15 protein-coding genes are annotated in these 14891 nt (G+C 40.8%); 12 read left to right on the top strand and 3 right to left on the bottom strand.

Annotated elements, in window-relative coordinates; genetic code table 11:
* On the top strand, nt 1-317 hold a 317-nt coding region (locus N782_RS12065), incomplete at its 5' end, for a transposase (RefSeq protein WP_237582649.1).
* A gap of 35 nt (nt 318-352) precedes the next feature.
* On the opposite strand, the gene N782_RS12060 is transcribed toward N782_RS12065, so the two are convergent.
* A complete protein-coding gene (locus tag N782_RS12060) occupies nt 353-946 on the bottom strand; it encodes a TetR/AcrR family transcriptional regulator (RefSeq protein ID WP_036820187.1) in 594 nt (197 codons plus the stop codon).
* A 388-nt stretch (nt 947-1334) separates the two neighbouring features.
* Here N782_RS12060 and N782_RS12055 point away from each other — a divergent pair, with 388 nt between their 5' ends.
* The 6 genes from N782_RS12055 (at nt 1335) to N782_RS12035 (ending at nt 7176) form a co-directional block, all read left to right on the top strand.
* Complete coding sequence (locus tag N782_RS12055; protein WP_036820185.1) at nt 1335-2498, top strand: CaiB/BaiF CoA transferase family protein; 1164 nt, start codon at nt 1335-1337, stop codon at nt 2496-2498.
* A gap of 36 nt (nt 2499-2534) precedes the next feature.
* Nucleotides 2535-3302: a 3-hydroxyacyl-CoA dehydrogenase gene (locus N782_RS12050; protein WP_036820182.1), complete on the top strand. Its 768-nt coding sequence runs from the start codon at nt 2535-2537 to the stop codon at nt 3300-3302.
* A gap of 60 nt (nt 3303-3362) precedes the next feature.
* Nucleotides 3363-4517: a thiolase family protein gene (locus tag N782_RS12045; RefSeq protein ID WP_036820179.1), complete on the top strand. Its 1155-nt coding sequence runs from the start codon at nt 3363-3365 to the stop codon at nt 4515-4517.
* A gap of 54 nt (nt 4518-4571) precedes the next feature.
* A complete protein-coding gene (locus N782_RS12040; RefSeq protein ID WP_036820175.1) occupies nt 4572-5726 on the top strand; it encodes an acyl-CoA dehydrogenase family protein in 1155 nt (384 codons plus the stop codon).
* A gap of 763 nt (nt 5727-6489) precedes the next feature.
* A complete protein-coding gene (locus N782_RS21545) occupies nt 6490-6660 on the top strand; it encodes a hypothetical protein (protein ID WP_161783105.1) in 171 nt (56 codons plus the stop codon).
* Nucleotides 6661-6777: 117 nt separating this feature from the next.
* Nucleotides 6778-7176, top strand: a complete 399-nt coding sequence (locus tag N782_RS12035; RefSeq protein ID WP_052111313.1) for a nuclear transport factor 2 family protein — start codon at nt 6778-6780, stop codon at nt 7174-7176.
* Nucleotides 7177-7258: 82 nt separating this feature from the next.
* Here the strand turns inward: N782_RS12035 and N782_RS12030 are convergent, their stop codons facing one another.
* On the bottom strand, nt 7259-8176 hold the full coding sequence (locus tag N782_RS12030) for a VanW family protein (RefSeq protein ID WP_036820172.1): 918 nt from the start codon (nt 8174-8176) through the stop codon (nt 7259-7261).
* 147 nt (nt 8177-8323) lie between these two features.
* Between N782_RS12030 and N782_RS12025 the strand changes: the two genes are divergently transcribed.
* The 3 genes from N782_RS12025 (at nt 8324) to hpaB (ending at nt 10904) form a co-directional block, all read left to right on the top strand.
* Nucleotides 8324-8692, top strand: a complete 369-nt coding sequence (locus N782_RS12025) for a CidA/LrgA family protein (protein WP_036820169.1) — start codon at nt 8324-8326, stop codon at nt 8690-8692.
* Nucleotides 8685-9374: an LrgB family protein gene (locus tag N782_RS12020; RefSeq protein ID WP_036820167.1), complete on the top strand. Its 690-nt coding sequence runs from the start codon at nt 8685-8687 to the stop codon at nt 9372-9374. The genes N782_RS12025 and N782_RS12020 overlap by 8 nt, the downstream gene beginning before the upstream one ends.
* Before the next feature lie 96 nt (nt 9375-9470).
* Nucleotides 9471-10904, top strand: a complete 1434-nt coding sequence (gene hpaB / locus N782_RS12015; protein ID WP_036820165.1) for a 4-hydroxyphenylacetate 3-monooxygenase, oxygenase component — start codon at nt 9471-9473, stop codon at nt 10902-10904.
* Between the two features lie 498 nt (nt 10905-11402).
* Here the strand turns inward: hpaB and N782_RS12005 are convergent, their stop codons facing one another.
* Nucleotides 11403-12599, bottom strand: a complete 1197-nt coding sequence (locus N782_RS12005) for a cytochrome P450 family protein (RefSeq protein WP_036820158.1) — start codon at nt 12597-12599, stop codon at nt 11403-11405.
* Nucleotides 12600-12813: 214 nt separating this feature from the next.
* Here N782_RS12005 and N782_RS12000 point away from each other — a divergent pair, with 214 nt between their 5' ends.
* Entirely contained in the window at nt 12814-13365 is a 552-nt protein-coding gene (locus N782_RS12000; RefSeq protein WP_036820154.1) for a serine/threonine-protein kinase, read from the top strand.
* A gap of 911 nt (nt 13366-14276) precedes the next feature.
* Nucleotides 14277-14879 carry a DM13 domain-containing protein gene (locus N782_RS20750; protein ID WP_052111312.1) on the top strand — a complete coding sequence of 201 codons (603 nt, stop codon included), beginning with the start codon at nt 14277-14279 and terminating at the stop codon, nt 14877-14879.
* Nucleotides 14880-14891 lie beyond the last annotated feature (12 nt).

The following is a 14891-nucleotide window of genomic DNA, read 5'->3' as shown; positions in this document are numbered from 1 at the left end:
ATAATGAAAAATGGGAACAACAAAAGAATATGGTTAAAGAGAAGCTTTCAGACGAGAAAACGGGTGAAATCTACGGGAAACGTAAAACAGACGTAGAACCAGTTTTTGGATTCTTGAAGGCTAATTTGCATTTCACTCGAATGTCCGTTAGGGGCAACGAGAATGTTCATAATGAATTAGGATTTGCGTTCATGGCAGTGAACTTAAGAAAGTACAATGCCATGAACGGAAATAAACCCATAGATTATAGAAATGACCCTAAGAAAAAAGGTTCCAATCATCCAAAAACGATGATTGGAACCTTTTTAATTATCTGAGACTAGTTTTGTCCCAGCCTCTTTTTTAATAGCTTTTATCTTTTTACGACCATTTTCAACAAATGTTTAGCATAGGAATCTGCAATTTCTTCAGCCGTCTGAGGGCCGTCTTCGCTATACCATTGCAGGGTCCAGTTTAACGCTCCTAAAATGATAAATCGAACCATACGAATATCGATCGTTTCGTCAAAAACGCCTGTATCTATTCCTTCTTTTAATATATCATCAAAATGATGTGCATAATCTTTTCGTTGTTGTAATGCTTCTTCTAAGTGCTCGCCGGTGAAATTTTGATTTGGTTGGTCCATCATCAAAAACATCGACTTTTCACTAGTTGCCAGTAAGATGTGGGACTTAACAGCTTGTTCTAGCTTTTCGGTTGGATTTTTATCACTATTTACGACTTGTTGTATCTTATCAAGACTTAAATCCATGACCATCTGATGACATTGAAACATAAGGTCGTCTTTATTCTTGAAATAATAGTACATAGACCCTTTTGTCATCAGAAGATTTGCTGCCACCTCTTCCATTGTAGTACCGTGAAAGCCTTTTTCCGCTAGAACAGTAGCGGCGGACCTTAGTATATCTTGCTTTTTTTTCGCAATTTTTTTCTCTCGTAATGACAATGATGTTCCCTCCGTGTATACCTTCTATTTGTGGGTCGCTCCTATATTCGGAAAGTCGCTCCTATTTTGAAAATCTCGCTCCAATATTCAAATAGTCGCTCCTAAATTCTAAATCTCGCTCCAAAAATCCAAAAGTTGCTCGCAACCCCCGCGTCCCTCGCAAACCCTACATCCAATGAGACAAAAGCATTATCATACAAAGGATGAAGGTAAGCAAGCCTTTACCTCAGCTCAATATAACGCTAGGTTTAGTGTATATATTTTTAAACAATTAGTCAAAAAATAAATAGTTGTATAAATTTTAGAAAATTGTTATTATTTGTTTATGAAAACGTTATCTTTTATGGGTGACTAGATTTGCTTTTATATCGGAAAGGGGATATGCTGCGTGTCCTTACCACTCGATGGTGTACGCGTTCTTGATTTAACGAGATTACTTCCGGGTCCATATTGCACGATGATGCTGGCTGATTTTGGTGCGGATGTTATTAAGGTTGAGGATCCTAAAGGTGGAGACTATGCTCGTTGGAATGAGCCAAAAGTTGGTGATCAAAGCGCTCTATTTTGTTCGCTTAATCGGAACAAAAGGAGTGTCACCTTGAACCTTAAAGATGAAGAAGATAAACAGTTATTTATTGAGTTAGTTAAAACCGCTGATGTTGTGATTGAATCCTTTCGACCAGGTGTAATGGAAAGGTTGGGCTTGTCTTACGAACATTTGAAACAACATAATCCTCAACTCATATATTGCGCCTTGACGGGATATGGTCAAACAGGTCCTTATGCAAAAGAGGCGGGACATGACCTAAACTTCCTTAGCTACTCAGGCTTACTCCATCTACAAGGACAGCCTGGAGAGAAACCTCTAATCCCATCTGTTCAAATTGGAGATATTGGCGGAGGAGCACAAATGGCTACCATCGGAATACTGGTATCGATTATAGATGCTCAAAAAACAGGGGAAGGCCAGTTTATTGATATTTCCATGCTGGATGGAACTGTTTCTTGGATGCAGACGATACTACCTGATTATTGGGCCAATCCAGACGAGGAGCCTGATAGAGGGGAACTTGTATTGAGTGGGGGTAAAGCTTGTTATGAAGTGTATCGAACAAAAGACGATCGATACCTAGCAGTAGCGGCTCTCGAGTTTAAGTTTTGGAAAAATTTTTGCGAAGTGATTGGAAAAAAAGCGTTCATTGTTCAGCTGAATGCTCCTGTGGAACAGCAACAACTTTTGAAAAAAGCGATTCAAGAAGTAATCGAACAAAAGACGCTACAAGAATGGTTAGTGCTTTTTGATGGGAAAGAAGCATGTATCTCTCCTGTACTAACACCACAAGAAATGTCCGATCATCAGCATTTTAAAGATCGTTCACTCATCACAGAAGTCGAGCACCCTAACGCTGAACGTATAAAGCAAATCAATAACCCTATTAAGTTAGAGGGGAAAAACATACACATACGAAAGAATGCACCTGGATTAGGAGAGCACAATGATGAGGTGTTTCAAGAACTTGGTTACTTGAAAAATCAAGCGAGTGATACTTAGTTTACTAGTCAAAAAGGGAAGGGGAGAGAAAATGATATGAATATTCAAGATTCGATTGCTATTGTAACAGGCGGCTCTTCTGGTCTAGGGGAAGGAACAACCCGCAATATCGTAAAGCATGGTGGTAAAGTAGCTATTCTAGATTTATCTGAAGAAAAAGGAACTAGTTTAGCAGAAGAGTTAGGCGAGCAAGCCATTTTTATAAAAACAGATGTAACTAGTGAGGGCGATGTGCAAGTAGCTATTGAAAAGACGATTGCTCAATTTGGAGGCTTCAACACGGTTGTAAACTGTGCAGGAATTGGTGCCGCAGAAAAGACCGTAAGTAAAGGGAAGGCACATGATTACGCAACCTTCCAGAAGGTTATCCAGATAAACTTAATGGGCACGTTTAATGTGATTCGTCTAGCAGCGGAGAAATTAGTAGAGGGAGAGGCAAATGAGGAAGGAGAGCGCGGCGTTATTATCAATACAGCCTCCGTAGCGGCTTATGAAGGGCAAATCGGGCAGGCTGCTTATAGTGCATCAAAAGGCGGCGTCGTTGGCATGACCTTGCCGATTGCAAGAGATTTAGCCAAGAGTGGTATTCGCGTCGTGACAATTGCCCCTGGTTTAATCGAAACACCATTATTCGGTTCGTTATCAGACAAAGCACGCGCGGCACTAGAATCACAAATTCCATTCCCATCAAGGTTAGGCCGTCCTGAGGAGTATGCCAAACTAACGCAATCCATCTTAGAGAATGCCATGCTTAATGGAGAGACGATTCGTTTAGACGGCGCATTGAGGATGGCACCTAAATAAGAATAGACTGCTAGATTATCAAAAAATAGCGCTTCTTGCGCACATATGGAGGAATGTATCATGCGTGAAGTAGTAATTGTGGAGGCAGTCCGAACACCGGTTGGAAGGCGAAAGGGAGTATTACGCAATACTCGCCCAGACGATATGGCTGCATCGGTTCTAAAGGAATTGGTTAAGCGAGCTGGCGTTTCATCAGAATCCATTGAAGATGTCATTTTGGGTTGTGTGTCCCAAGTCGAAGAACAAGGGTTGAACATTGCTCGTTCAGCGGCATTAATGGCTGACTTTCCAATCCATGTGCCGGGAACAACGATCGATCGCCAATGTGGTTCTGGTCAACAGGCGATTCACTTTGCCAACCAAGCTATTTTGAGCGGGGATATGGATATCGTCATCGCTGGAGGAGTAGAAAGCATGACGCGTGTTCCGCTAGGTGCTTCAAGGCGCCAGTCCGATTGGAGTGAGCAGTTAAGTTCACGCTATGAAATGATTCATCAAGGGTTATCTGCAGAACGTATTGCGGAAAAGTGGGGCTTCTCCCGTGAACTACTGGATAAATATTCACTAGAAAGTCATCGTCGTGCAATTGAAGCGACAGATGAAGGTCGATTTGATCAGGAAATCATGCCGCTTGAAGTTACACTCGATGATGGTTCGACAACCGTCATTAAGCACGATGAAGGACCGAGGAGAGATACGACTCTTGAAAAGCTAAGTGCACTAAATCCTGCCTTCACTGAAGATGGAGTGATACATGCTGGAAACTCTAGTCAGATGAGTGATGGAGCTGCAGCATTGTTGTTAATGTCTAGGGATAAAGCGGAAGCGCTTGGTCTTAAGCCTAGATTTCGAGTTGTCGCTCGTACGGTAGTTGGCTCAGATCCAACCCTGATGCTAACAGGTCCAATTGATGCAACGAGAAAAGTATTGGATAAAGCAGGATTAACCATTAATGACATGGATACGTATGAAGTAAACGAAGCATTTTCACCCGTCCCATTATGTTGGCTTAAAGAAATTAATGCTGACCCACAAAAGCTAAATCCAAATGGAGGAGCTATCGCTCTAGGTCACCCGCTAGGTGCTACCGGTGCACGTCTTATGACATCGATGATTCATGAGCTTGAAAGAACAGGAGGACGATATGGTCTGCAAGCCATTTGCGAAGGTGGCGGTATGGCCAATGCAACGATTATAGAACGAATAGAGGCATAGTAACATCTGCATGATGGCCATAAAGCACATTCATATATTAGGAAGGTGAAGGCTATGAAAAGGCCCATTTTAACAGAGAGTCATGAAATCTTTAGACAGTCGTTGAGACGATATTTGGAAAAAGAAGTAATCCCTAATTTTGAAAAATGGGAAGAGGAGCGTCACGTACCACGCTCCTTTTGGACGCAGCTTGGTGAGCTAGGTTTTCTATGTCCATGGGTGGATGAGCAATACGGTGGTATGAATGCAGATTTCGGATACTCCGTTGTTTTTTCAGAGGAAATGGAGAAAGTAGGAGCGGGACTAGTGGGACCAGGCCTTCACAATGATATTGTTATGCCTTATATCGATGCGTTTGGTACGGAAGCGCAAAAGAAAAAGTGGCTACCTAAAAGTACGACCGGACAAATAATTTCAGCCATCGCGATGACAGAACCCGGTACTGGCTCTGATTTGGCATCGATTAAGACCGCTGCCAAACGGGATGGGGATGACTATATACTGAATGGAGAGAAAACATTCATTACGAATGGTTACTCATGCAACTTTGCCGTTGTTGTTTGCAAAACAGATCCTAAAGCTAAGCCGGCTCATAATGGAATCAGCCTCATTGTCGTAGATGCGGTTGACCAGGAAGTCCCAGGATTTAAAAAAGGGAAAAAGTTAAACAAAGTAGGCCAGCATACAAGTGACACATCAGAATTAATTTTTGACGATTGTCGTGTACCTGCTAGCAATTTGCTCGGTGAGGAAGGGAAAGGCTTTTATTACTTAATGGATAAGCTACAACAGGAACGCTTAACGGTAGCGATAACGGCTATGACCTCCTGCGAACGAATGTTACAACTGACAATGGATTATGTGAAACAACGGGAAGCCTTTGGAAGACCAATTAGTAAGTTCCAAAACACCCAATTTAAAATTGCCGAAATGGCAACGGAAATACAAATAGGTAGAACGTTCGTTGATAACCTAATTACAAAGCATATGGCTGGCGAGGATATCGTAAATGAAGTGTCCATGGCGAAATGGTGGACTACAGACTTATCCAAAAAAGTAGCAGGAGAATGCATGCAGCTCCATGGCGGCTATGGATACATGGAAGAATACGAAATTGCCAGACGGTATAGAGATGTTCCCGTAGCTTCGATTTATGCAGGGACTAATGAGATTATGAAAACAATTATTGCGAAGAATTTAGGGTTGTAGAGTTATTAAAGAAAGTACGAGAGTAGGGCTAAATCATAGTGGTTTAGTCTTTTTTTTATGGATGTGTTAAAGTTCGTTGTTGATAAAATAATGAAATAGTATTAGGTTTTTCCATTAAGCACCATAACCTTTAATAACTAATGAGTCTGGCCCCGTTACTTTTGTGAGGAAGGGGCTGCGGTGAAATGGTTCGCTTTCCGCGGAGGAACATGCGAGCCTCCTCGTTCGGCTACGCCTCTCTGTGGGGTCTCGCATTGTCCCTTCTTCCGCAGGAGTCTCACCATTACCCTCCGCCCATCGGTATAAGGGATAACGGATCCATCGTAGTTAGTGCTAGGTTGAGTATTATGATGTTTTACCACCTTGAATATTTGAATCAATAGTGTTGAAACTTTCCCGTTAATCCAAATAAAAGGCAAATACCTTCCTTGATATGGATTCCAAAAACATGGCGTTGATTCGGTGGGAATTTGCGAGACTCCTGCGGAAATACGATCGAGTGAAGACCCCGCAGAGAGGCAAAGCCGAACGAGGAGGCTTCACCGATTGTCCGCGGAAAGCGAGTGAATTCCCACCGAATCAACCACTCAGGCACCAAAACTCCTTATTCAAAATTTCGCTTCTTATCGTGAATAAGGCTATTTTGATTAGTTGATTCCAAAATCAACACCAAACTTTAACAGAGTCTTTTTTATAAATCTTATTCTGATATAAAGTAATGATAAAATAAATGCAATATAGATCTCTTAAGGAGGAAGTTGGATTGTTTACATTTCTATTGATAGTACTGGCTACTTTTCTTGGTTGGTTATTATTAGTGATAGGTGGACCTTACTTTGGAGCTGTTGTTGCGTTTGGTATTATTGCTGGTTGTTTGTTTAGAGGCGTGTATCTTTTGAACCTGTTGGTAAATGAGTTAGTTGATAATAAGTGATTACATATCAAGGCGGGATGAATAATGTATTGTTCCTTTTGCTTATTAGTAAATTTACGGTTAAGAGTACATAGTATAATGGATTTACAATAGGAAACTAAAAGGAGTGCTTATATAGTGGAAGGTAATCAGGAAGGTCTAAAAATCATTTGTGCTGAGGATTGTGGAAATTCCCCAAAGAAAGAGTTCCTTAAACAGTTTACTATAGCGTTTTCCAAAGGTGACCTGTCTTTTTTGGAAGAGGCGATTTCCAATGATATTTATTGGAATATACTCGGCAATGAAGTCATCGAAGGGAAGGATCAATTCATTGAATGTTGCAAACATATGAAAAGCGACATCCTGTCTGAAGTTCATATGAAAACAATTATCACTCACGGTAAATCAGGAGCAGTGGAGGGGATGTTCAACATGAAAAATCAAAAGCGTTATGCTTTTTGTGATATGTTCCAATTCACTGGTGCTGGTAAGAACGCTAAAATTAAGGAATTGACATCTTATGTTATCGAAATCTAAAGTAATCCCCCATATTTGTTGGCATGGGGGATGTTGGGTAGATAGCTGAAACTTTTGAGTTTTACTAATATAGATCTTCGTGCTACTCATCTTCCTCCAACTTCACTTCATCTGGCAACTCCTCAGAAGCATCAGGAATATCTCGATTCTTCACTTCAGCTTCATTAGAGGAAAATATCGTGATACTAAGTTGTCCGCCATACACTTTAGCACGGATTAATAAGGGCTGATTATACGGATTCTTAAATGTGAAATCTGGTCCATACCAGCTAACGGTAGCATCCCTTCCTGGTGGTACATATGGAACGCTTTTACTATGGGAGAAGCGCTGTAGGATGTTAGCGCCAGCATTATCTACAGCGTTGAAGATGGTAGAGGAAACTTGGCAAATTCCGCCTCCGATTCCTTCTGTAACCTCTCCTTTTACGATGACAGGGGCTGGTAAGTACCCTTTTTCTTTTGTTCGTTTACCTACGACCTGATTGAATGAAAAGGTTTCTCCTGGGAAGACAACATGACTGTCTACTGCGTCTGTTGCGAGTTTAATGTTATGGGTTCTTTCTTTATTGTTTGAGTTGAAATAGGTGACATACTGCCCAATTTGTTTTGTACGTATATTTGCGAGTATCTCACTGTCCACTTTCGGGTGAATGGGAAGCTTTGGGGCTTCCATTGTCATGGGACCCTTACCTAAGAGATAGCTGTAAAACATCCCTTGGAATTTTTCCTGATAAAGGTGGTATCCGTTTTCTCCAGGAATGATTTCTCCTGAATTCCCTATCTTGGCGTTGATAGCCTCTTTATGTACCACCTCTGACACCTGGTTCATAAGCTCATTTGTTTTGGATGAACTGATGAACGGCTTACCAATAAACTCTTCCATATAATCGTCCCGATAAATATTCATGATTTCTTTTCCTTCATGAACAATTGTTAAATCTTCATTTTGTACAGCTGGGTTAATGAATAAAAGAAATATTGATATCATGGCCATTTTCATAAGTAGAAACCTCCTGATGATAGTATGAGTAGAAATACGTAGATTCATGTGAGGAAATAGAGAGTTAAAAATTTGCAAACAAACAGGATGTATGACATTCCATCAAGAAGTAAACGGAAAGGTTACGAAGACTAAAGGAGTTTATCTATGAAGATGTTGACAATAGGATTACATATTGCGATTGTAACGATGTTTTACTATATAGGGATGTGGATTCAACGAGTAGGCGATTTGTTTATTCCGGGAAGTATTATAGGGATGATGTTGCTGTTTGTTGCGTTGCTAACCAACCTTATGGAGGTAACGTGGATTGATAAAGGATCTGATTTATTAGTTACTCATCTGCCACTCCTTTTCATCCCTGTGACCGTAGGTGTTATTCAATACCTGGACGTGCTAGCGGGAAAAGGTATGCTGCTTCTAGTCATTGTTTTAGTTAGTACAATACTTGTGGCGGTAACATCAGGGGCTTTCAGTCAGTTTATAGTTCACCAAAAGGAGAAGCACTATGAGTAATATTATGATTGGGATGGCGGCGATAATTGGAACGCTTCTAATATATATAGGTTCCCTTAACGTATATCGACGATTACGTTCTCCCATTACCTTGCCTGTACTCGTTTCTACGATTACGGTTAGCCTCTTGTTGCTGGTTAGTGATATTCCATATGATACCTATATGAAGGGAGGGGCCTGGATTGACTGGTTCTTGGGCCCAGCGGTAGTTGCTCTAGCCTATCCTTTATATAAGCAACGAGCTATTTTAAAAAGATTTATGTTCTTGATTGTTTCAAGTGTTACGGTTGGTGCTGTAATAGGTGTGTCATCCGGTATCCTTCTTCTGAAATGGGCTGATTTTGAACCATCGATTATCTATTCTCTTGTTCCTAAAAATGCCACAACACCTGTAGCCATGCCTGTAGCACAAAGTCTCGGTGGTGTACCTTCCTTAGCTGCTGTGTTTGTTATTTTTGCTGGGATAGTAGGAGCGGTGTTAGTCCCCAGTGTATTCAAATGGATGCGCATTACGCATTTCCTCGGTAAAGGGATTGGAATGGGGACTGCATCTCATGCGATTGGGACATCTAAGGCTATGGAGAATAGTGAAAGAGAAGGGGCAGTCAGTACGGTTGCGATGATCCTTTGTGCTATTATCATTTCCTTAATCAGCCCGTTCCTTGTTTTTCTGTTGCTATAAATACATATGAACAATTGGGCTGATTACTCACATTCTTTAGAGAGCTTAATAAAATAGATAATAACTATTTGTGGCTTATCTAACGGGAGTGATTGGATGCCTGCGATAACAGGGGAAGAATATATCCGACGAATTGACGCGCTAGAGAGTGAGGTTTGGATTGATGGGGAGCGTATTCAGGGGAACATTTCTCAACATTCTGCATTTCAAGGTGTGATTCAGAGTCAGGCAGAGTTGTATGACATACAGCATAGCCAAGCGGAAGAAATGATGACCTTTTCCTCTGATACAACAGGTCATCAAATCGGTACATCTTACTTAATTCCGAAAACAAAACAAGATCTCCAAGCAAGAAGAAAGATGATCCAACGGTGGGCACGACATACAGGTGGGTTAATGGGGAGAAGTCCTGATTATATGAACACTGTATTAGCATCTTATGCGGCTTCAGCAAATATTTTAGAAGGCGAAGAAAATTGCTTTCCCGAGCGGTTACGGTCGTTCTATGAATACGCCCGAGAACATGACCTATCGTTCACTCATACTTTTTTAAAGCCTCAGTCGAATCGCTCTACTCTAAGCGTTTTGGATGAGGATGTGACCAATGCAAAAATAGTAAAAAGTACAGACGAGGGGATCATCATCAAAGGGGCAAAGTTACTGGCTACCCAAGGTGGGATTACCGATGAAATCATCGTGCTGTCTGCTCCAGGAGGAATAGAAGAAGCAGAGGCATATGCTTTTTCCATACCAAGTAATACACCTGGATTAAAATTTGTTGCCAGGGAATCATTTGTGACTGGAAAATCCCGATTTAATGCACCGTTATCCTCCCGATTTGAGGAAATGGATACGATTGTTCTTTTTGATGACGTGCTCGTCCCTTGGGAAAGGGTATTCATTTATAAAAACATTAAAGCAATGGATGATTTATATAAAAAGGGAAAATTCACGCCGTTTACGCTTCATCAAATTGTTTCTAGGCAAGTAATCAAAATAGAGTTATTACTTGGAATAGCGCAAATTATTGTAGAAACAATTAATATTAGTGAATATCAACACGTACAAAGCAAAGTTACCGAAATAATTAAAGGGCTAGAAACAATGCAAGCCTTACTTATTTACTCGGAAGAACAAGGGTTGATAGAAGAATCGACAGGTGTTTACATCCCTGCACGCCAGCCTCTATATATAGCAATCAATCAATTTCAGGAGCTATATCCTCGTTTCACAGAAATTCTTCAGCAATTAGGAGCAAGTGGGATGATGACCATACCGACCGAAAGCGATTTTGAATCATCGATTGGAGCGGATCTAAAGAATTATTTACAGGCGACTGACAAAAACGGCAAAGAACGTGTTCGTTTGTTTCGGTTGGCCTGGGATATCTCCATGAGTGCCTTTGGTGCCAGGCAAACCTTATATGAACGGTTTTTCTTTGGTGACCCGGTCCGGTTATCCCAGACTATTTACCACACGTATGACAAACAACCTGCTTGTACATTTGCGGAAAAATTTATGAAGGAATGAAAAACTCCTAGCACGCATCATTGGTGCTAGGAGCTTTTTAGTTGCTTAGGAAATTATAAAATTCAATGCTTGTGTATAACTAAAAAAGTGATATGGCCACGTCCAGCTCCAGCGCCCAGCGACTAGCAAACTTCCTGCCCCTCCTTACGATAAGTCAACATCGAATCGCTTCCGCTCTTCGTGTTTCCTTTATCTCAAAAGGATTAAGAGGAAGTTCGATTAAGTTCGCTGCATCGTGCAGCAACATCGAACCAACCCACATCCTGTGGGCCGCAGTTTGTACGTCGCTTAACGGGCGCTTGCGCTTTTTTTCTTGACTATCATTGAAGATACCATTAGGTTCTGTTTCATAAATCCGCATGTATAGAACTTTAGGGAGCAGAAACATGGAACCACTTACATGGAAGTTCGATTAAAACAGCTACATCACGTAGCAACATCGAACCAACCTACGTTGTGTAGGCCGGCTAACCGGGCGCCGTAAGCTTTTCTTAATTTTTACTTTATATTTACGTAAAGATTATCTAACCCTCTAAGCAAAAAGACAGGACGCCAATTTGGTTTTTGTTCAGCTAATCGAATATCCGGAAAAGCGTTAAGAAGCTTTTCGAGTGCGATTTTCCCTTCAAGACGTGCTAGTGGTGCCCCAAGACAAAAGTGTATCCCAAATCCGAAGGCAACATGTTGGACCTCTTTTCGTGTTATATCAAATTCATCTGCTCGTTCGAACTTGCTTTCATCACGATTAGCGGAGCTGAGAGAAGCGAGTACTAAATCGCCACGTTGAATGTGTTTACCATGAAACTCCATATCTTTCTCCGCCCAACGAGCTGTAGAGAAATCAACTGGGCTATAATAGCGTAGCCCCTCTTCAATAGCATTCTCCGTCCATGAGAAGTCCTCTCGTAACCGTTCCATTTGCCTAGGATGTTCAAACAGAGCGTACATCGTATTGGCGATTAGGTTCACAGTTGTCTCATGTCCGGCAATAATCAAGAGCACAATCATCGAATACAACTCGGTACGGCTTAATTGTTCTCCTTCTTCCTCTGCTTGTAAAAGGTTAGAGATAAGGTCGTCTTGTGGTTCTTCGCGTCTCTCTTCAAACAAGCGGGTCAAGTATTGAGTAAAGGCTTGAACATCCTCTACGAAATCCGTTTCCATGTCATCTGCCGCTGCAAGGATCGTGTTAGACCATCTCCTGAATTTATTTCGGTCTTCAGCGGGGACACCTAGCAATTCGCTAATGACAATAATCGGAAGTGGAAAGGCAAAATCGTTGATTAAGTCAATTGGACCTTTCTTGTTGTTCATTTCCATAATTAATTGGTCAGCAATATCTTCAATTCTTGGTTGTAGATTTTTTATCGTTTTTGGATTGAAATAGGGTTGGACTAATTTGCGAAGTCTTGTGTGGTCAGGTGGATCAACATCTAGCATCATGTTTTGAAAAATCGTCGTCATTTCATCTTGAGGTGTGTCGTGGGGAGAGGTGGAAAATAGTTTGGACTGATCTTTTAAAAAGCTTTGTGTTTTTAGTAATTCTTTTACATGGTCATACTTAGTAACAATCCAAGATGATTGGTTGTGTTGTTGTGACATGAGGAAGATAGGGTCATGTTGGCGTAAGTATTCATAGAAGGGATAAGCTCCCACTTTGAAATTGGACTGAAATAGTCTTTCCATTGTTTCCATGTATGTAACCTCCTACTTTATATACTGGAAATGGTTATATCATTAAGTATAAGGGATGACATTAGGACTCTCAAACAATATATGGAAATGGATGTGTAAGGTAAACTAGTGTGAATTGGACCAGACATGTCAGAAACAAGCGTATGACGGGGTTACTTAATGATTATCGCTTCATAGAATACTATAGAACAGCCTTATACTAAGGAGCGATGATATGATTGATTTTAAAAAGAAGAATCACATAAACAAACAGGATTTAGTTGGGTACAAGCTGATTGGAGATGGCAAAGATGGAGAAATATATCAAATTACTGAAGAGAAATGCGTAAAGTACTTCTTTAAAGAAGAAACACAACAAAAGGAACTAGAAGCATTAAAAGTGGGGCAAATCTCTCCGGTCTTTCCAAGGTTATATGAATACGGAGACAATTACATTGTAATGGAATACGTAGAAGGTGTTTCGCTAGCGCGTCATTTAAAAAGAGAAAAACAAATTACTAGAGAGTTAACAGCTAAGGTAGTTGCGATGCTTCAGGAATTACAGCGAGTCGGGTTTACAAGATGGGATACGGAAATCCGTCATATCTTAATAGACCAAGATCAACAATTAAAAGTCATCGATCATAAGCGAGCGTTTTCCACCAACACGCATATACCAACAAAATTGTTTAAAGGGTTGAAAAAATACGATGTGTTGGATGCGTTTTTGGAGCATGTGAAAGAGATGGATGCATCTAGTTATCAAGATTGGGTGAATAAAAAGTGATCTAACCAGGATTAAAGACCGATTACTCTGTAGATTGGTCTTTTTTTATTGGGATAGGAACAGAAGGAGTAAGAGATATTGACTTATAAGTTAAGGAAAGGAGCGACTTTTAAAAATCAGGAACGAGATTTTCAAAATAGGAGCAACTTGCCACAGTTAGATGTAATTCTTCGAGTTTGAACATTAGAATCTGTTAAAGCTTGGTGATGATTTTGGAATCAACTAATCAAATTGCCTTATTCACGATAAGAAGCGTAGTTTTGAATAAGGAGTTTTTTTGTGCTGAGTGGTTGATTCGGTGGGAATTCACTCGCTTTCCGCGGACAATCGGTGAAGCCTCCTCGTTCGGCTTCGCCTCTCTGTGGGGTCTTCACTCGATCGTATTTCCGCAGGAGTCTCGCAAATTCCCACCGAATCAACATCATGTTTTGGAGTCCATATCAAGGAAAGTAGTTGCCTTATATTTGGATTAAGGAGAAAGCTTCAACACTATTGATTCAAATATTGAAGGTGCTAAAACATCATAATACTCAACCAAGTACTAACTACGATGGATCCGTTATCCCTTATACCGATGGGCGGAGGGTAATGGTGAGACTCCTGCGGAAGAAGGGACAATGCGAGACCCCACAGAGAGGCGTAGCCGAACGAGGAGGCTCGCATGTTCCTCCGCGGAAAGCGAACCATTTCACCGCAGCCCCTTCCTCACAAACGTAACGGGTCCAGAATCAGTAGTTATGAAAGGTTATGGTGCTTAATGGAAGAACCTAAAACTATTTCATTAGTGTATCAACAAAGAACTTTAACACAGCCAAACATTAAAAAGTTTATAGAATTTTTATGATTTCATTACCAATCTATAATGTCTTCTTTTTACAGTATAAGTACATTCCATACAAGGGGGCATTTACATGAAGAAGATACTATACATTGGATCTGGATTTGGAGTAGTGCTGTTGTTATTTGTCGGTTGGTGGTTATTGTCGCCTCTGTTTATTGACAAGACGGTTAATGAAGCTTTTCCAACCGAATCAGAGTCAACTACTTCAGCTGAATCTAATGAAGAGGAATCCATGGAGGACAACATGAAAAACGAAAATACCACAGATAATATGGATGCAGACATGGGCCATGAATCCGATGAGATGAAGGGTCAAGACGAAGAAGACGATATGCAAGAAGAGGATTCCCAACCAATGGCTATGCTCTCTGGTCAGTTTAAAGGAGCGGACCAACAGCATAATGCTGAAGGGAAAGCTGAATACTTTGAAGAAGAAGGTATTGTACGAATGACGGATTTTAGTGCAACCAATGGTCCCGATTTATATGTGTATATGGTAAAAAAAGGGCAGGACCCTGCTGATGGAATGTCATTAGGAAAGTTAAAAGGTAATAAAGGGAATCAAAATTACATGATTCCAGACGACATTACGGTTGAAGAAGGGGATCAGATTGTTATCTGGTGTAAAGCATTTAGCGTGAAGTTTGGATCAGCGATGCTTCAGAAAAGCTAACGAAACAGGGTG

It is taken from the genome of Pontibacillus yanchengensis Y32 (assembly GCF_000770635.1).
GTDB classification, from domain to species: Bacteria; Bacillota; Bacilli; order Bacillales; family BH030062; genus Pontibacillus; species Pontibacillus yanchengensis.
The sequence above is the reverse complement of the archived record's forward strand: the minus strand, read 5'-3'. Positions and strand labels throughout refer to the sequence as shown.